Source organism: Paralcaligenes sp. KSB-10 (assembly GCF_021266465.1).
Taxonomy (GTDB): Bacteria; Pseudomonadota; Gammaproteobacteria; order Burkholderiales; family Burkholderiaceae_B.
The window spans coordinates 84,840-103,558 of sequence record NZ_CP089848.1 but is presented as its reverse complement, the minus strand read 5'-3'; the positions used below and the strand labels follow the sequence as shown (position 1 = coordinate 103,558).

Here is an 18,719-nt window from a genome sequence, read left to right as displayed (position 1 = left end):
GAACTGCCGATTTATCCCAACCAATGAGACAAACCGGCTTCTTGGGTGGGGTACCGGTTGTCAAGAAATCCGCTTTCTCCCAGAATTGATTCAACGATTTCAATACGGGGCAAGTGCTCGGGCTGAAACCATGCCTGGCTCATTATGCCGGCACGCCGAAGGCCGTATTGGCATTATCGACTGGTTCAACAACAATCTGGAGACTAGAATGTTTCGTAAAAAATTCGGCATTGCCGCCGCACTGGCCCTGGGGCTTGGAGCCTTGAGCCCCGCCTTCGCCGCTACCGATGCCGGCAATTACCCCGACCGTCCGATCAAGATGATTGTTCCCTTTCCGGCCGGCGGCACCAGCGACATCATGGGGCGCATTGCCGCCGATATCATCGGCAAAAAACTCGGCCAGACTGTGGTCGTGGAAAACCGCGGCGGCGCGGGCGGTGTGATCGGCACCGAAGCCGCCTCACGGGCAAAGCCCGATGGCTATACCCTGCTGCTTTCGGGAGTGGGCTCCAACGCCATCGCGCAAACCCTGTATAAAAAGCTGCAGTACGATTCGAACAAAGATTTCATACAGATTACACAGATCAACGCGGGCCCGAACGTACTGGTCGTCAACCCCAAGTTCCCGGCAAAAACACTCAAGGAATTTGTCGAATACGGCAAGGCGCATCCCGGCGAAGTCAATTTTGCGATGACCTATGCGGCTTCCGGGCACCTTGCCATGGAAATGCTGATGCAGGCCGCCAACAAATGCCCCAACCAGCCTAAAGATTCCGCTTGCAAGCCGCTCAAGATTGTCGGTATTCCATACAAAGGCGGAGCCCCTGGACTCACGGCGGTTATCGGCGGCCAGGTACAAACCATGTTCATCAACCAGGATGCGGCACTGCCCTATGTACAAAGCGGCCAACTGCGCGCCCTGGCTGTCTCCAGCGCCGAGCGCAATCCAAAGTATCCGGGAGTCCCCACCGTTGCCGAGTCCGGCTATCCCGGCTTCGTGGCTACCTCTTGGGCAGGTATCTCAGCCCCCAAAGGCACTCCTCAACCCATTATCGACAAGCTGAACAAGGCTCTGGTGGAAGGCTTGAACTCGCCCGACGTCAAGCAAAAACTTGAAGCGCAGGGCTTCGTGGTGGTTGCTTCCAGCCCGAAACAGTATGCCGATTTTATGCGTGACGAAATCAATCGCTGGGGCGAAGTGATCAAATACGCCAAGATCACACCTCAGTAAGCACTCGGTAAGCGCCAGGGAGGTATCGATGATTCGATACCTCTTTTTTAATGGCCGGTCGAAAATCAGTGCGTATTGATCGACAGCAGTTTGCCGGACAAGGGCGCGCTCAAAACGATGTCCATGGGCACCCACTGCCGTGAAGTGGTGACGAACAGCGTTTTCCCATCCGCCCCGCCAAAAGCCAGATCCGTCGGACACGGCACCGACAGCCCCACGACCTTGTCTATGGTGCCGTCGGCCGATATCCGCACAACACTCCAACCATCTTTTAGAGCCAGCCAGATATCCCCGCTTTGTTCGATCGCCAGCCCGCTCAGGCTGCCCGAGCCGCTGGGCACGGAAATAAGCCTGCGTACTACGGGCGACCCAGGACTCAGAATATACACAGCCCCGGATTCGGGGGCCGTTGCATAAAAGCAGGCTTGCTGACGGTTCCAGCGCAAGCAGGCTATAGGCTCCCTGAACGACCAGGAGCGTTGGAAATAGCCATATTTGCCGACGCAACCGACCTGCCATTCCGACTCGGCGACCCGGATTGCCACCCACATCTCGGTTTCTTCCGCCTCGCACGAAGCAACGATATCCTTCACAAAAAAAGGAAAATTCGTGCTGACCTTGCCTGTGGGGCTGATCATCAACTGCCCTGTTTGATGCGTTACCAATATATTGCAGCCTGACAGCGCCATGCTGGTAACAGGCGAATCAAGCTTCAGAAGCTGGCTGTCGCGGCCGTTTTTCATGACCCGCACCGAGGCGGCCAGGGTATCGGCCCAATACAGGCACTGGCGCGACTCGGACCAGACCGGATGGGCGCCGTGAAAAGCCCAGGACCCTTCCACCGGAACCACATCGTGATTCCGGTCCACGGTCGATCTGACACCCAGTTGCATGCCGATGCGATGCGCTGTTTGAATAAGTTCGGGCCCCAGCAAATCGAGCCGCTCGCGAGTCAGGCGATAAGCCGGCCCCGCCAGGCTGATGGCTCCCTTGACCTCGCCCTGCGCGTCGCGGATCGGGGCTCCGACACACCGTACTCCCGGCACGATTTCTTCATCGTCGATGGCGTAGCCTCGTGCCGCGGTCAAGCGGATTTCCGCATTCAAACGCCGGCGATCGGTAATCGTAAACGGTGTGATGCTCTTCAAATATAGATCTTTGACTATCGATTCGCGTGTGCCTTCATCCAGCGCCGACAAGATCGCCTTGCCTTGGCTGGTGCAATGCAAGGGTTTGCGTTCGCCCAAGGCGGTCGACGAGCGGCGTGCATGCACTCCTTCGACACGTTCCAGCAGAACGGCTTCCCCACCTTCCATCGTAGCCAGGTAAACGGTCTCGCCGGTCAGATCGCGCAAAAGCCGCATCTCGGACAAGGCGGCGGCCACAAGATCGGGCATGGCATAGGTTTGCCGCGCCATTTCAAAACAGCGCAAACCCAGGCAATAGACCCGGCGCAAAGGATCGCGGCGCACCATGCCACGGGCCACCAGGGTCGACAACAATCGATAAAGCGTAGCGCGCGGCACATCCAGCCTGGCCGACAGCTCGGACTGACTCAAGCCTGCCGGAGTCGAACCAATCGCATCCAGCACATCCAAAGCCTTTTCGAGAGCGCCCGTTCCTTCCGCCGATTTCATGATTTTCTCCCATTCAATGCTGCTCACTTCAATAGAGGCTCGCAGTCTATGTGTGGAAGCGCCTTGATTAAAGTACAGAACTTCGGGCACGTCAAATGCCCGGCGGATCAGGCGGGGGACGGGCCAAGCCCGTGATTGCACGGTCGCTATCGCGGCGCCTGCTTGTGTGCACGCGCGTCGGTCGCGGCTTGCCCATCGTTGCGCGCCAAGGCCGGATTGCCCATCAGTTCCTGAGTCGAGGCAATTTCGCTTTGCAAGGTGTTCAGGAATTCCGCTGACGAAGTGCCACTGGGATTGAATCCCTGGATGGCAAATTGCTGCTCGACCTTTTTCAAGCCTATAACATGGTGGACCTCGGCCTGAAGCCGTTTCACGACAGCGGCAGGAAGTCCGGCCGGACCGATCAAGCCGATCCATGGCACATATTGGTAACCCTCAACCCCCGACTCAGTCAGGGTCGGCACATTCGGCAAAGACGGGACGCGTTCCGCGGTGCTCACGGCCAGCGCCCTTATGGTGCCTGCCTTGATCTGTGCCTCGGCGGTGGAAATGGCCAAAAAGGCTGTCTGCACCTGCCCGGACATCAGGTCCGTCGTCAAGGCATTGCCCCCACGATACGGAATATGCATAAGTTTGATATTGGCCTTCTTTTCCAGCATCAGACCCGCGATATCCAATGCGCTGCCTGGCCCGGAGGAGCCGAAATTGATGGCGCCCGGCCTGGCCTTGGCTGCCTTGAGCAAATCGCCCACGGTATGGAACGGGGAATTTTTAGGTACCGTCAACACCACCGGAACCGATCCAATAATGGTGATGGGAGTAATATCCCTGACCGTGTCATAAGGCAGGCTGGCATGGGCGCTTGGATTGATCGCATGATTCGACGACACCAATCCCAGCGTATAGCCGTCGGCTTTGGAAGTCACGATATCGCGGGTTCCAGGAATACCGGCTGCGCCTGCCTTGTTTTCGACGACGACCGATTGCTTCAGCACCCGCCCCAAATCGGGAGAGATAGCGCGCGCCACGAGATCCAGGCCGGAACCCGGAGCGCTGGTCACAATCAGGCGAATGGGGCGGTCAGGATAAGTGCCGGCGGCAAGGCTGGGCGCAACAGCGGCAATACAGCCCAGGCCCAGCACGGACGAGGACACGATTCGGTAAATCAATTTCATTTTGTCTCCTTATTTAATGGGCGCGATAATCAGGGGCGCCTGCCGATGAATATCGAATCGCAAATGTTCCCCAATAATCGCCTTCGATTCTAGAAGGTCGTTATCGAACCCCGTAGAGTTAATTGGTGATGCCCCCTATCTCCAATCGCGATGCCGATGCCCGCTGCGCTAAACTGCACTGCTCGACGCCCATAATCTCAAGATCTGGAAAACCCATGGCTCGCCGCATCGATCCGTATAGCCTCCGCCTTTTTGTCACGACTGCTGCCGAAGGATCAATCGCGCGCGCGGCGGCCAGGGAAAACATCGCGCCATCGGCGCTGAGTCGCCGCATAGCCGATCTGGAGCACGCGTTTGGCGTCAAACTGCTGGTGCGCTCGCCCAAAGGCATAGAGCTGACTCGAGCGGGGGCTGTGGTGCGGGAACGAGGCCAACTGATCGACAAGGATCTGCAAGCTTTGGCACGCGAGGTGCTCGAACTCGATGGCCAGATCAGCGGGGTGGTTCGGTTATTCGCCAACATGTCGTCCATGATTGGTTTTTTACCCGAACGGCTCAAGGCCTTCAGCGCGTCCCATCCGTCCGTGCAGATAACGCTCGCGGAACGCGACACGCGCGATGTCGTACGCGCCTGCCTGGACGACGAGGCGGACATCGGCGTGTGTGTCAAGACGGATTCGTCCGCCGGGCTGGAATCGTGGCCGTTTGCCAACGATCCCTTGATTGTCGTCCTGCCCGGCGAACATCCCTTAAGCAAAGCAAACAGGCTCGATTTTGCCAAGACCATGCAGTATCCCCTGATCTGGGTTCATCCAGGAGGTGCTCTGGACACGCTGCTTACCGCCCATACCGCCAAGATCGACAACCAGTTCAAGCCCGCCGTGGTGGTCAGCAGCTTCGACATAGCCTGCCGCATGATCGAGGTCGGCCTAGGAATCGCCATCATGCCGCAAAGCGCCGTCACGGCTTACGCCGGCTCGCGCAAGTTTGTACGGCGTCCGCTGGCCGAAACCTGGGCATCCCGCGAATTGTGCATTTACGCTTTGCGCAAATCACCCCGGCACCGCGCCGTGCAAGAGCTGATAGAAGCCCTCAAAGATTGAGCCGTCGCCATCCGCGATGACCCCTGTCATGTCTGAGCACTTGTTCACTTTACGGGTTCGCGACACAATTCAACCATGACGACCGCAAGCTTTCCAAAACCGACGCCATTTGGGCGCATCCTGTTCCTGTCCTCCAGGCCTGGCGCTATTGCGGCGCAGCTCGATGGATGCAAGTTGCGCCTGTCCGACGCCCTGCCACTGCGCGACGATATTTCCACCGACGAAATCACGCCCATGCCCGTTCTGGCGCATTACGACGAGAAACTCGGACGCTACCCTTATACCGGCGTACAGGCAAACAACGAGACGCCCATTGGTCCAGACGCCATTCTGAATGGCGGCTTCGAGGTGACCGTGAGCGGCAAGCGCTATGGCAAGGGCTCCTCGCGCGAACATAGTCCTGCCGCGGAAAAGCTGGCGGGCATCAGGCTTGTGATCGCCGAAAGTTTCGAAAGGCTTTACCGGCAGAATGCCGACAACATCGGATTGATCACGTCGACCGATTTCGGGCTGATCGAACGCATCCAGAACGGCGAAGCCATTTCGCTCGAAGAACTGGTCAAAGATCGCGAAGCGCTGGCCGCCAATATCCTGGCCTGCGGCGGCTTGCTGCATTTCGGCCGCAAGCACATGGAACACGTCGTCAGCGTTACGCCATCATCCAGCAAAAAACCGCAAACCCTGTTCGAGAAAATCGTCGCACGCCATATGCTTGAAACCGAACATGCCAGGTTCACGACTACGCCCGGCGCCGGTATTTTTATACGAGCCGACTGGCGTTTCATACACGAGTACTACACCGGCATGTGCGCCCACATGCTGCACTCCACGTTCGGCAGGCCGGTCATTCTGCGAGACAAAGAATCGATTGTTGCCTTCGAAGACCACACCTCGTACATAAATACCAGCGTTGCGCACGTGTCGCGCGGCCTGGTGCCGAACATTCTGCGCATGTGCGAGGCTCATCGCGATTTTGTCGCCGACTACAATTTACGATCGCACCGCACCCTGAGCGAATCCGAAGTCGCTCATAGCGACGGCGGCAATGTCGCCGGCATTTCGCATGCCATGATGAGCGAACACTATGCCCTACCCGGCCAGGTCGTGGTGGGCACCGACTCTCATACCCCGCACAGCGGCGCGCTGGGCTGCGCGGCATTCGGAGTAGGCACCACGGACATGGCCAATGCCTTTGTGACCGGCGCGGTTCGCCTGACCGTGCCCGAATCCCTGCTGATCAGGCTCGACGGCACGCTTCCTGCCGGCATTACCGCGAAAGACATAGTCCTGGAACTGCTGGCACGGCCGGAAATCCGCAGCGGCCTGGGTATAGGCAAGGTCTTTGAATTTGCGGGACCGGCAATCGAATCATTGTCGATCGACGAACGCGCCACACTCACCAATATGACGGCAGAACTGGGCGGCCTGACTGGAATCGTGGCTCCCGATCAGGAAACGATTCGTTTTCTGCGCGAGCGCCGGGGCGTTGAATTTCCGATCGAACCCTGGATGCACAGCGACCCAGACGCCCATTACGCTGCTAGCCTGCATATCGATTGCGAACAGATTTCACCCATGATTGCCCGCCCGGGCGACCCGGGCAACGGCCTTTCGATCAGGGACCTGCGGGAACATGTTGCGATCGATATTGCCTATGGAGGCTCATGCACCGCAGGCAAGCGTGCCGACTTCGACCATTACCATGCCGTCCTGGCCTGGGGGCTGGAACACGGCTTGCGCATACCCCCGACAGTGACACTTTACCTGCAATACGGCACCACCGCTGTCCGGGATTACTGCATAGGGCGCGGCTATGATCGCGTGTTCAGCGCCATGGGAGCCCGCATGCTGGAACCGTCTTGCGGCGCCTGCGCCAATTGCGGCCCCGGCTCGTCGAGCCGTGCCGATCAGGTTACGGTCAGTGCCATAAACCGAAATTTTACCGGCCGATCGGGCCCCGGCAAAGTCTGGCTGGCCAGCCCTCCTACCGTGGCAGCCAGTGCCTTGGCTGGAGAGCTGATATCGTTTGAAGAATTGCAAAAGCGGGCCGCCACCCGCAACGCAGCCCCCAGGCCTTAGACCTTCACGCCCAGATACTTTTGAATAATGCTGTTTTCGTGCTGCAGTTGTTCCGGACTGCCTTCGTACACCATGTGGCCATTGTTGATGATGTAGCAGCGATGCGCGAACGATAAGGCTGCGCGCACGTTCTGTTCAACAATGACAATGGTATGCCCGCTATCGGCCAGCTTGCGGCATACCTGCATCAGATCGCGCACGATCAGGGGCGCCAGCCCTTCGAAAGGCTCGTCAAGCAAGATAATGCGCGCATTGCGTATCATGGCCCTGGCAATGGCCACCATTTGCTGCTCGCCGCCCGACAGCTCCTTCCCACGATTGCGCCGGCGTTCGGCCAGACGCGGGAAAGTCTCGTAGATGGCATCGAACGACATGGGGTTCTCGGCCGACATGGCCGCCAGCTGCAGGTTCTCGTGCACCGTTATCGAGCCAAAGACACGCCGTTCTTCAGGCACGAGTTGAATCCCGAGCTTGGCCAATTCATGCGGAGACATGTGCTGCACCTCGGTGCCATTGTGGCGTATGACTCCGCTTTTAGGTTTCACGACTCCCATCAGGGACTTTAGCGTAGTGCTCTTGCCGGCCCCGTTGCGGCCCAACAGGGCAATCACCTCGTTCTCTTCGACGCGCATGGAGACGTCGAAGAGAATGTGGGAATCCCCGTAATAACTATTGATTTTTTCAACCTCAAGCAGACTCATGCTCGTCCATCCCTCCGAGATATGCTGCCTGAACTGCGGAATCAGCCCGAATTTCATCGGGAGTGCCTTCCGCCAGCTTGCGGCCTTCATAAAGTACAGTAATGCGCTCGGCCAGCTCGAACATGGCATCCATATCGTGCTCGACGATTACCATGCTGCGGCCCTTGCGTATCGATTTAAGCAACGCCACGACATGCACGCGCTCTTCTGGTCCAAGACCCGCCAAAGGTTCGTCAAACAACAGGACGTTGGCCCCGGTGGCCAGCGCCAGGCCGATTTCCAGGCGGCGCTTCTCGCCATAAGGCAATTCCGACACCAGGGAGTCCGCCCGATGCGACAGCCCGACCAGTTCAATCGCCGCCATGACCTGGTCGTCAAGGTTTTTGACGCGATGCAGGCCACGCAACATATCCGGGCGGAACCGCCCGCGGTTGCGGGCCAGTACCGGAATGACCGTATTCTGGCGCACTGTCAGCGACTCGAACAGTTGATTGATCTGATAGCTTTTGCTCATGCCCAACTGACAAACCGCCGTAACCCCGATACCGGTGATTTCCTGTCCACGGAAAAATACCTGGCCCTGGGTAGTGGCCAGCTCGCCTGCCAGCATGGCGAAAAAGGTGGACTTGCCCGCGCCATTGGGACCGATGACGCCACGCAGTTCGCCTTCCGCAAGGGAAAACGACACATCGCTGACCGCCGTCAGGCCACCGTACTGCTTGGTGATGCCGCGAGCCTCGAGTACGGGCGCATTTGCGTCCTGGGCCTTTGCGGGGACAATCGCCAGGGGAGCAACCGGCTGCTTGCCCTGGGCAAGCAGCTCGTCGGATTCCGTCGGCGAGCGCTTCCGCATGAAAGCCTGGATCAGGGCTCCGCCAACCCCGTGGCGAAAGACCGTTACGAGTATGACGAATATAACCCCCAGGATTAATTTCCAGTAGGCGCCGATACTGGAAATATTCTGCAGCCCTTCATATAAGTACAACCAGATCGTCGCACCCAGCAATGGGCCCAGCAAAGTGCCGGCCCCGCCCATGACGGTCTGGATAACAAGTTGCGACGAGGTGTCCAGCGAAAAAGCGTCGGGTGGCATATAGGCCTGGAACACGCCCAGCAGGCCGCCCGCCAAACCGCCATACGCGGCGGCAATCACAAAGACAGTAAGCTTGTAGCTGTTTATCGAGTGCCCAAGCGCGACGGCGCGCTTCGGATTCCCGCGAATGGCCTTGAGCACCATGCCAAACGGCGACCGCACAATGCGGCGCGCAATAAGGTAGCCAACGTAGAAAAACACCGCCACGAAACAGTACATGGGCCAGCCGCTGGAAATATGCAGCGTCGTGAATCCCAACCCTATCTGCGGAGGCGGCACGCCGGCAATTCCGTTTTCGCCGCCGGTGTAATTCTTGAAAGATGAATTTTCAAGAAAGAAGAACATCTCGCCGAAGGCCAGAGTACTCATGGCGAAATAAATGCCCGTGCGACGCAAGGTCAGGTAGCCGATGATCAGGCCCGCCACCGAAGCAAGTATGGTGCCGACCAGCAATGCCAGCAACATGTGGGGAACGATACCTGATGTCAACAGATAAGCGGTCACGAAACCGCCTGTGCCGTAGAAGGCCGCCTGGCCGAACGATAGCAAACCCGTATAGCCGAACAACAAGTCGAAGCCCAGGCCGAACAGGCCCCATATCAGTATGCGCGTCATCAGGTCGGCGCCGATACCTAAACTGGGCAGTATGAAGGGCGCGGCAATCAGGCAGACTCCGACGACCATTTCGGGAATTTGCCGGCGCAGCAACGCGCCCGGTCGATTAAGAGCGTTCATTCGCGACCCTCCTGCCCCATAATGCCTTGAGGCCGGAAAATCAGAACCAGCGCCATCACAACAAACAACATCACATCGGAATAAGCAGGATCAAACATGGAAGTAAGACTGAGAATTTCGCCGGCGATAATGCCACCGACAATAGCGCCAGGGAACGACCCCACGCCACCGATGACAACCACAACGAACGAATCGACAAGTACCCGGAAGCCCATATCGGGCGCCAGCGTAACGATGGGTGAGTCGATGACGCCGGCATAGCCGGCAGCCATGGCCCCAATACCGAACACCAGCAAAAAGATACGCTTGACGTTAATGCCCAGGATATTGACCATAAGGGAGTCTTCTATCCCGGCGCGCACGATCAGGCCCAGGCTGGTTCGATACAACACGAAATAAAGCGCTATCAGGGTGCCGGCGGAAATGGCCAGGGCTTCGAGACGATAAAGCGGGTAAATCAGGGAGCCTATGTGCACAATGCCAGTGCCCCAGGTGGGCGTCGGCACCGACAGGCTGACCCCGCCGTAAATCCCCCGAACAATCTCCACCAGCACAATGCCTATGCCGAAGGTAACCAGGATCTGGTCTTCCGGCGGACGACCGTAATAAAGGCGCACCACACCGCGCTCGATGAACAGACCAATCACGAGCGCGACCAGTGCGCCAACCACAATGGCTATCAAAAACGAATTTGTAAGACCATAAGCCGTGAAGCCGGCATAAGCCCCAACCACAAACAGGGCCCCGTGTGCAAAATTAACAACGCCAAGCGTGCCGTAGATAATAGTTAAGCCAGTGCTGATCAGTGCCAGCAACAGACCCGTTGCGAGCCCGTTAAACAGCTGCGATAAAAACAACGACATGCTTGGCATTCAATCCTCCCTTTTTGTTATGTGTATTGCACTAACGGCCGTCGCCGACCTTAAACGTACGAACCCAGCTTGCAGCCGAAATGACCGACCGGCGGTACCACCGCGGCGCCATCGACAACCGCGACGATGTCAAACAGATCGGACTTGTCTTTCATGTCGGCCGGTTTCTTGCCTCGAACGATCGGGAAATTGATGACCCCCTGATGATCTTCAGGACGGAACCAGACTTCTCCGACCGGGCCTTGACGCTTTTGGCCTTTTTCGTACGATTTGATGACGTCGGGCGGATAGAAGGTACCGGCACGCTCGATTGCATCGGCCCACAGAGCTGTGTTCAGGTAGGCGATATAGGCGGAATCGTGCGGCTTCTGTTTGAATTTCTTTTCAAACGCCGTAACAAAGTCTTTGGCTATCGGGTATTTGTCTTGCAGTGTCCACCAGAATCCCGTAGCGCCGTATACGCCTTGAATGATTTCAGGCCCGAGCTCTTCCCCGAGGAACGGTGCCATGTATGGCACAACCAGGCTCATTTTGTCGAGAATGCCGAACTGCTTGGCCTGTTTGATCGAGTTGGCGGCATCCGCACCGTAATCGATGACCACCAGCGTATCGGCTCCGCTATTGGCGATATTGATCAGATAGGAGCTGTAGTCTTTGGCGCCCAGGGGATGGACCTGTTGACCGACGGTTTTCCAGCCCTCTTTTTCGGTGAATTCTTTCATCGAATCGTAGGTGGTGTGACCGTAGGTGTAATCGGGAACCAGGTACACGGCCTTGCGATTCTTGCCCATGGATTTGGCCAGTACAGGCGAAATCGCCTTGGCTGCCGAATAGGCAAAATAGCACAGCCGGAAGCCATAGCGCTGGCAATCCACGCCAGTCGTTTCGTTGGAGCCGCTGATAGCCGCGAGATAAATGGTTTTTTCACGATCGCAGACTTTTTGCAGTGCGATCGCCACAGCGCTGCTGACGCTGCCGGAGATCATCATGGCCTTGTTTTCGTGAATGAAGCGGGTGGCCGCCTGCACCGCCGAATTAGGCTTGGTCTCGGCGTCGATGACGCCATATTTGACCGTTTTTCCCAGGATGCCTTTTTTGGTAAGAGGCGAAATTTTCTGAATTTCCGGAGCCCCGGCATTGAGTTGCTCGATGGCAAGCTCGTAGCCCTTTTGCTCATCAGCCCCTTCAGCCGAATACGGGCCGGTCAGATCAAGTGTGAGCCCCACAAAAACCGAGTCGCCACTTACGCCTGCCGGGTAATTTCCCACCGGCGCCTTGTCTGCGGCCAACACCAAGCCCGGCGCGCCCGCAATCAATGCCCCGCCCGCGGCACCCAGACCCATCTTGAGCATTGTGCGGCGATCAACACCGCCTTGCTGGCTGTCCATACCCTCTTTGTTGTCATCCATCCTAATCTCCTTTGTGTGTAAACAAAATTGCTCTGCAAAACTTGACGCCGGTTTTGGCAACCGACGCCGGAGCGGTGCGATAGCGCGGCAAGCCAACAGCTTTTGAGCTTGCGGACAGCACGCATACCCGGTTATGTGTTTCACATTTACCGCCACGCTGCATTTATATCTGGTTACGATATTTTCTTTTCAATATATCGTGCCGAGATAAAAAAACATAGTGTTTTAATCATAGGGAAAACCTTCATTCGGTCCCTATTGGGCAATGCGATTTCGGAACCACTTACAGCGGGCATTTTCGTGCCAGATACTATATGTAAGCGATGTATCTTACGCAGACCTTACGCAGGCAAATAAGCGAAGGCGGCCAATTCCCGGCTCAGACAAGCTTGATTTGGCTCGCGTACTCCCGCAGCGCTTCCAGGCCAGGCTCCTTGCGTGGCCAGATCAGGCCGACTCCGTCATCCTCGTAACGCGGCAATACATGCAAATGCAAATGCGGCACTGTCTGCCAGCCGGCAGGTTTATTGGCCTGCAGAATTGTCATGCCTTGCGGCTCGAACGCCGCCTGCACCGCGCGGGCGATTTTATGGGCGGCACGCATCATGGCCGCCGCTGACTCCTCATCGGCATCCATAAGGGTTTCATAAGGCTTCTTGCTTGCAACCAGCACGTGGCCCGGATTGACTTGGCCCGCATCCATGAAGGCATACACATAATCGTCTTCGTAAACTTTGGCGCAGGGAATTTCACCGCGAATGATTTTCGAAAAAACAGTGTCCATGATTTGCTCGCTTTGCCGAAGAAATTTTGCCGAAGAAACCGAGATAGGCGAAAATGAGGGGCCGTTGCAGCTTTCAGGCTGACGCGAACGCCATTTTCGCCCTGTCCCATAATATCGTAAACAACCCGGACATTACTTCTATCGTGCCCACTACCACCTCCTTATTGCATTTGAATGCCGGCCAGGCCGAACTCGTGCTCGCTCCGCAGATCGGTGGATCCATCGTGGCTTACCGCGACCTCCGCCGGGGCGAAACCGTCAACTGGCTGCGTCCTGTGCCCATGGACGCCGTCACCGCCGGAGCGGTATCGGCCATGGCCAGCTTTCCGCTGGTCCCCTGGAGCAGCCGCCTGCGCAACGGCACGTTCATGTTCGAAGGCCGGCAAATAACGCTGCCGCCAAACAGCCCGAGCTCGCCTCATGCGATTCACGGCATAGGCCGCTACAAGCCCTGGCAAATCGTGCATGCAACACCGTCAAGCGCCTTGCTGCGCTACGAACACGTCCCCGATGCCTGGCCATTTTCATTCGTGACCGAGCAAGAGTTCGCCTTGAATGAGCATGAGCTATCGATAGTTCTGCGCGTACGCAATACCGGCGACCAGACCATGCCGGCGGGAATCGGCCACCACCCTTATTTTCCTCGCAACGCGCATACGACCCTGACGACAAGCGTCGGGCAGGCCTGGTTCAACGATCAGGAAGTCATGCCGCTGTATATCGCCCCCCATCCGGCCGCCTCCGAACTGGCCCATGGAACCCGCGTCGACGACCACGTACTGGACAATGTATTTCTCGATTGGTCGCATCACGCCGTGATCCACTGGCCCGATCAGGCGCGTTTCCTGACCATGCATACCGATACGCCCTTTGATTATGTGGTGCTCTACAGCCCTTCCGGAGTCGACTGGTTTTGCGTTGAACCAGTCAGCAACACAACGGACTGCTTCAATCTGATGAGTCAATACCCACGACACGAGGTCGGTGGAACCCTGCTCCAGCCCGGCCAGGAACTTGCCGCCCGCGTCAGCCTGCGCACCGAATTTCACGAGGACCGGCGCTAGTGTATTTTTGGATCGAGTTGTTTGTGGCATTCTTTGATGGATGAGTATTGGTATTTAAAGACGCCGTCTATCGGGGCTTGGGGTCAGGGCCGGCACGGCGTGCTTGATCCGGATCTACCTCGTCCAGGCGGGCGTCGGGCGAACTCGCCCAGCCTCGCGAGGCTGGGCTCAGACAGCGCCCGCCGAAAGCCCCCGCCTTCCCTACGGTAGCATCCGGCGCACGCCTTACGCCGGCCCTGACCCCAAGCCCCGATAGACGGCTCACGTTAGGGCTTGCCTGGAATGAACGTGCCGGCCTCAACGTATACCTCGATGCATGACCTCCACGTTTCTCTCGGTGCATGACCCCAATGCCTCTCTCTCTATGCAAGCCCGTCACGCAGCCGCAGGGTGGGCGGTGCTGTGTAGTCCGGCGGTAGTCCAGCGCCGGGTGCTGACGAAGGGAAGGCGGGGGCCTTCGGCGGGCGCTGTCTGAGTGGCGCCCCGCATCGCGGGGCGACGCGAGTTCGCCCGACGCCCGCCTGGACGAGGCAGACCCGGGCAGTCGGGGTGCGTAGCACCACGACCGCTGGACGTGCCGGACTGCACAGCACCGCCCACCCTGCGGCGTCTTTATAGAATTAACCGCCGCCTACACAGCCAACACAGCAACGCACCGTCCAAAGTCATCGCTCAAGCCGGTATAGGCAGTTCAAATTCACACCTCAAGCCTAAAAACAGCCCAAAACAAAAGTCACTGAAACGCGTCCAGCCCCATAAACCGCTAGAACCGAAAATACGCCAGGGTCTGTTGGCGCTAAAAAGGAAGCTGCAAACGACACGGACGAAATAAATAAAGCCGTTGCCGGCTACTCCTTCAGGTTAGGAATCCGGCCTCCCATGAGGTTCAATTTGTCACATTTTTGTCGCGAATTGTTTGCTATTCTAAGCACGCCGGGCAATCGATCTGGACTCCGCGAGCCCCCGGCCAAAGCAGTAAAAAAAACGTATAAACAAAGACAAAATTCTCATATAAACAAATAGAAAACTCCATATAAACTGGGTTTGTCCTGCAGGAGCAAGGACCACAACCTGTTCCCGACCACTTCGCCGCACGCTGCACACAGCCGACCGCTCCCCGGCACCGTTCCAAGCCCGTTATCGATCAAGGGTCAATACCGCACAGGACTGCCATCACAAGCCCTGAACCTGCCTAGAACCACGAGCCGTCAACAGACCCGCTCGACATCGATCCAGGAGGATCACATCATGAACGAAATCGTAGAAAAATACTCGGCCTACGCGCTCAGACTTGCCGCTCAATATGAGAGCGGCCAAGTCGCTTTCGCCGATCTGACCGGCCTGGTTGAAGAATTTGCGGCAAAATTTACCGAACACCTTAACGACCTGCCGGAATCGCAGCGCGCACCCACCAGTTCGGCGCTGGAAGCTTCGCTTGACACCTCGCTGAAAACCGTAAACCAGGACAGCAATACGGCACAAGCCCTGAACGAAATACTCCTGTCCCTTAACCGCACCCCTATTTATTAAGCAGCGCCAAGTCTTGAAAAAGACCCTCCGGCCAGGCCAGTCATGAGGTTCAATGACTGGCCTTTGCTTTCAGTATTTTCTCCTGTTCCAAACCCGGTGAAGGATACGTGAACAGCAAACGCCAAAGCCTCGAGGCACCGCAGTGCCATCGCAAATCGCGATGGAGTCCATAACCAAGATGTACTTATGAACCCACGATGATCCCGCTAGACTAGCTCCTGAACCATACACCAATAATTATCACGGAGACAGTTCCATGCGTCACATCACACGCCATTTTTTAAAGGCAGTCCTTGGACTCGGCTGTATCGCCCTTGGAACCGCCAGCCACGCGGCAAACTCGTATCCCGATCATCCAGTTCACCTCATCGTGCCGAGCTCGCCCGGCTCCACACTGGATCTCGTTGCGCGCACCTTTACGCCCGCCCTGAGCACTGAGCTGAAGCAGTCCTTTGTTGTGGAAAACAAGGCCGGAGCCTCCAATATTACCGGTACCCGCGAGGTGGTCATCGCCGCCCCCAACGGCTACACCATAGGCATGATTTCGTCCAACCACGCCGTCAATCCCAGCCTGCACAAACACCTGCCCTACGACTCAATCAAAGACATCACTCCCATCACGATCATCGGCACCACACCGCTTGTACTGGTGGTACCCAAGAATTCGCCATACAAGACGGTAGGCCAGCTCATCGCCGCCGCCAAGGCGCACCCCGGTAAAATCAACTACGGCTCGGCCGGTACGGGTACGGCCCTGCACCTGGCCGCACTGCTTTTCACGTCCAAAGCCAATATCGACGTCGTGCATATTCCCTATAAGGGCGGCAACCCGCTTATTACCGACCTGATGTCCGGTCAAATCGATTTCGCCTTTCTGGGAACGCCTTCGATATTGTCGCAAGTCAAGGCGGGCACGCTGCACGCCCTGGCCGTCACAACCCTGAAACGTTCCTCGACGCTCCCCGAAGTACCTACCCTGAATGAATCGGGGTTGGACGGCTATGACTACGATCCGTGGATCGCACTGTTTGGACCTGCCAAGCTTCCAGCGGCCATTACCCAGCTGCTGCAAAGCAAGGTTCACGAAATCCTGAATCGTCCGGACGTGAAAAAGCAGTTTGCCGTGCAAGGCTTTGTCCCGACCGGCAGCAGTTCGGCCGACGCGCTGGCCACCATCCAGAACGATATAAAAGTCAGTGCGGATCTGCTCAAGGCCGCGCATGTCGAGGCAGTCGATTAACAAAACAAATTGCGCGGCTGTCGGCCGGAAAACGCTTACGCACCGTCGACCACATCTCCGTCTCTCGCCTATACTGCTATTCATCCAAACCCGGCGCCGCAGTACGGAGATCCAAACGTGTGGAAAGTCGATCCGACCTCGCTTTACTTGTTTATTGCCGTTTGCGAAGAAGGCAGCATTGCCCAGGCCGCCGAGCGTGAAATCATGTCTTCGGCGGCGATCAGCAAGCGTATCGCCGATATAGAAAAATCCATAGGCACCTCCTTGTTGTCCCGAAGCCAGAAAGGCGTCGTTCCCACGGCGGCGGGTCTGGTCCTGTTGCGGCATGCCCGAAACCTGATCGGCAACATGAACAAGCTGCACAGCGAACTCAGCGAGTACGCCTGTGGCGTAAAAGGCCATGTGAGGCTGCTTGCCAACGTCTCCTCGATTACCGAGTTCGTGCCGGAGGAACTCACGTCCTTCTTCAAGAAATACGAGCATATCCGGGTCGATCTCGAAGAACGGATCAGCCCGGAAGTGGCGCGCGGCGTAATGGATGGCAGCGCCGACATCGGCATTTGCCGCGATTTTATTTCCACCGGGGAGCTGCTCACGATTCCCTACCGGACAGATCACTTCGCCCTGGTCGTCCACGATACGCATCCATTGGCCGGCAGAAGCTCTTTGTTATTCGAAGAATCCATACACTACGATCAGATCGGCTTTTCGCCCAATGCCGCCATCAATGTCCTGATGTCCCGCATTGCCGCCGAAAAAGGCGTTGAACTGCGCTATCGGACTCACATCACCACCTTCGACGCCGCCTGCCGTTTCGTCCAGGCCGGCCTGGCCGTAGCGGTGCTGCCCCTGGAAGCCGTGGTGCGCTACAGCCATATCTATGGATTGCGCGTGCTCCCGCTGGAGGACGCCTGGGCCACTCGGCGTTTCATCATCTGCAGGCGCCGGACCGACAGCCTGTCCATTCCGGCGCAGCGCCTGCTCGATCATCTGCTGGAGCGCCTGCCGCCGGAGTCCTGAGCGCGCGCCATCGCCATCCGCGATGGATGCCATCGCGGACAAGCCATTATGCCGCGCCGCGTATTTCTATAGACTCGAATCCACGCACCACTTATTGATAGAGTCCATCATGATTCAAGCAAACCCTCGGGTCATTGTCCAGGAGGTCGGATTGCGCGACGGCCTGCAAAGCGTGGCCCAAACCATGTCGACCGAAAACAAGATCCGGTGGATCGATGCCGCCTATCAATCGGGCATACGACACATGGAAATCGCTTCGTTCGTGCCACCCAAACTGCTGCCGCAGATGGCCGACGCCGCCATGGTCGTCGCCTATGCCAAGCGCTATGCCGACCTGGCCGTCACCGCGCTGGTGCCCAATGAAAAAGGGGCCGTGAATGCCGTCGCGGCCGGAGCGGACCGCATCGTTGCGCCGATCTCGGTCAGCATGGCCCACAGCCTGGCCAATGTGCGCCGCACGCCCGACGACATGGTGGCTGAATTCTCCAGAATACGCACATGCCTCGATCGAGAAAACAGCTCGGTAAAACTGATCGCCGGCTTGTCGACGGTGTTCGGCTGTACTCTGCAAGGCGTTGTAACCGTGCGCGCAGTGTGCGACATAGTCAGGAAATGCCTGGATGCCGGTGCCGATGTCATAGCCCTGGCAGACACGACCGGCCATGCCACCCCCCTGCAGGTCGGACAAGTCATAGAAGACGTAAAAGAAATTGCCGGGCCGAAATTCACATCCATGCATTTTCACGATACCCGCGGCATGGGCCTGCCCAATACCCTGGTTGCGCTGGAACACGGCATCCGGGAATTCGACGCCTCGCTGGCCGGCCTGGGGGGCTGCCCTCATGCGCCGGGCGCTACCGGCAACGTGGTCACGGAAGACCTGGTGTTCATGCTGGAAAGCATGGGCTACGCCACCGGAGTAGATCTGGCGAAACTGATAGCCAGCCGGCATATTCTCCAGGAAGGCCTGCCCAACGAGCCGCTGTACGGATTTATCGCGCGCGCCGGCATTCCCGAAACCTATCTCCTGTCGCCAGTCCAATAAG

At 57.6% G+C, this 18,719-nt stretch carries 15 protein-coding genes; 8 read left to right on the top strand and 7 right to left on the bottom strand.

The genetic code is table 11. The features are described from left to right. Window positions 1-208: 208 nt before the first annotated feature. The gene (locus LSG25_RS00475; RefSeq protein WP_232742781.1) at window positions 209-1,231 is read left to right on the top strand and encodes a tripartite tricarboxylate transporter substrate binding protein; all 1,023 of its coding nucleotides are present in this window, start codon (window positions 209-211) and stop codon (window positions 1,229-1,231) included. Between the two features lie 65 nt (window positions 1,232-1,296). Here LSG25_RS00475 and LSG25_RS00470 read toward each other — a convergent pair whose 3' ends face one another. Together LSG25_RS00470 and LSG25_RS00465 are read right to left on the bottom strand one after the other, a co-directional pair. Further along, window positions 1,297-2,868 (bottom strand): IclR family transcriptional regulator C-terminal domain-containing protein, encoded by a 1,572-nt coding sequence (locus LSG25_RS00470; protein ID WP_232742780.1) that lies wholly within the window; start codon window positions 2,866-2,868, stop codon window positions 1,297-1,299. A gap of 146 nt (window positions 2,869-3,014) precedes the next feature. Continuing rightward, window positions 3,015-4,043 carry a tripartite tricarboxylate transporter substrate binding protein gene (locus LSG25_RS00465; protein ID WP_232742779.1) on the bottom strand — a complete coding sequence of 343 codons (1,029 nt, stop codon included), beginning with the start codon at window positions 4,041-4,043 and terminating at the stop codon, window positions 3,015-3,017. Window positions 4,044-4,258: 215 nt separating this feature from the next. Between LSG25_RS00465 and LSG25_RS00460 the strand changes: the two genes are divergently transcribed. Next, window positions 4,259-5,146 carry a LysR family transcriptional regulator gene (locus LSG25_RS00460; protein ID WP_232742778.1) on the top strand — a complete coding sequence of 296 codons (888 nt, stop codon included), beginning with the start codon at window positions 4,259-4,261 and terminating at the stop codon, window positions 5,144-5,146. Between the two features lie 75 nt (window positions 5,147-5,221). After that, window positions 5,222-7,225: an aconitase family protein gene (locus LSG25_RS00455; RefSeq protein WP_232742777.1), complete on the top strand. Its 2,004-nt coding sequence runs from the start codon at window positions 5,222-5,224 to the stop codon at window positions 7,223-7,225. Here LSG25_RS00455 and LSG25_RS00450 read toward each other — a convergent pair. From LSG25_RS00450 to LSG25_RS00430, 5 genes are all read right to left on the bottom strand, one after another. Continuing rightward, entirely contained in the window at window positions 7,222-7,926 is a 705-nt protein-coding gene (locus LSG25_RS00450) for an ABC transporter ATP-binding protein (RefSeq protein WP_232742776.1), read from the bottom strand. The two genes, LSG25_RS00455 and LSG25_RS00450, sit on opposite strands and share 4 nt — an antisense overlap. Beyond that, the gene (locus LSG25_RS00445; protein WP_232742775.1) at window positions 7,913-9,754 is read right to left on the bottom strand and encodes an ATP-binding cassette domain-containing protein; all 1,842 of its coding nucleotides are present in this window, start codon (window positions 9,752-9,754) and stop codon (window positions 7,913-7,915) included. The genes LSG25_RS00450 and LSG25_RS00445 overlap by 14 nt, the downstream gene beginning before the upstream one ends. Beyond that, entirely contained in the window at window positions 9,751-10,617 is an 867-nt protein-coding gene (locus LSG25_RS00440; protein ID WP_232742774.1) for a branched-chain amino acid ABC transporter permease, read from the bottom strand. Before LSG25_RS00440 ends, LSG25_RS00445 begins: the two co-directional genes overlap by 4 nt. A gap of 59 nt (window positions 10,618-10,676) precedes the next feature. Then, entirely contained in the window at window positions 10,677-12,035 is a 1,359-nt protein-coding gene (locus LSG25_RS00435) for a substrate-binding protein (protein WP_232742773.1), read from the bottom strand. Window positions 12,036-12,414: 379 nt separating this feature from the next. Then, window positions 12,415-12,819 (bottom strand): HIT family protein, encoded by a 405-nt coding sequence (locus LSG25_RS00430; protein ID WP_232742772.1) that lies wholly within the window; start codon window positions 12,817-12,819, stop codon window positions 12,415-12,417. A 143-nt stretch (window positions 12,820-12,962) separates the two neighbouring features. Between LSG25_RS00430 and LSG25_RS00425 the strand changes: the two genes are divergently transcribed. The 5 genes from LSG25_RS00425 (at window position 12,963) to LSG25_RS00405 (ending at window position 18,718) form a co-directional block, all read left to right on the top strand. Continuing rightward, entirely contained in the window at window positions 12,963-13,883 is a 921-nt protein-coding gene (locus LSG25_RS00425; RefSeq protein WP_232742771.1) for an aldose 1-epimerase, read from the top strand. Window positions 13,884-15,131: 1,248 nt separating this feature from the next. Next, complete coding sequence (locus LSG25_RS00420) at window positions 15,132-15,413, top strand: hypothetical protein (protein WP_232742770.1); 282 nt, start codon at window positions 15,132-15,134, stop codon at window positions 15,411-15,413. Window positions 15,414-15,669: 256 nt separating this feature from the next. Beyond that, a complete protein-coding gene (locus LSG25_RS00415; RefSeq protein ID WP_232742769.1) occupies window positions 15,670-16,653 on the top strand; it encodes a tripartite tricarboxylate transporter substrate binding protein in 984 nt (327 codons plus the stop codon). Window positions 16,654-16,770: 117 nt separating this feature from the next. After that, window positions 16,771-17,673 carry a LysR family transcriptional regulator gene (locus LSG25_RS00410; RefSeq protein ID WP_232742768.1) on the top strand — a complete coding sequence of 301 codons (903 nt, stop codon included), beginning with the start codon at window positions 16,771-16,773 and terminating at the stop codon, window positions 17,671-17,673. Between the two features lie 109 nt (window positions 17,674-17,782). Then, window positions 17,783-18,718, top strand: a complete 936-nt coding sequence (locus LSG25_RS00405) for a hydroxymethylglutaryl-CoA lyase (protein WP_232742767.1) — start codon at window positions 17,783-17,785, stop codon at window positions 18,716-18,718. Window position 18,719 lies beyond the last annotated feature (1 nt).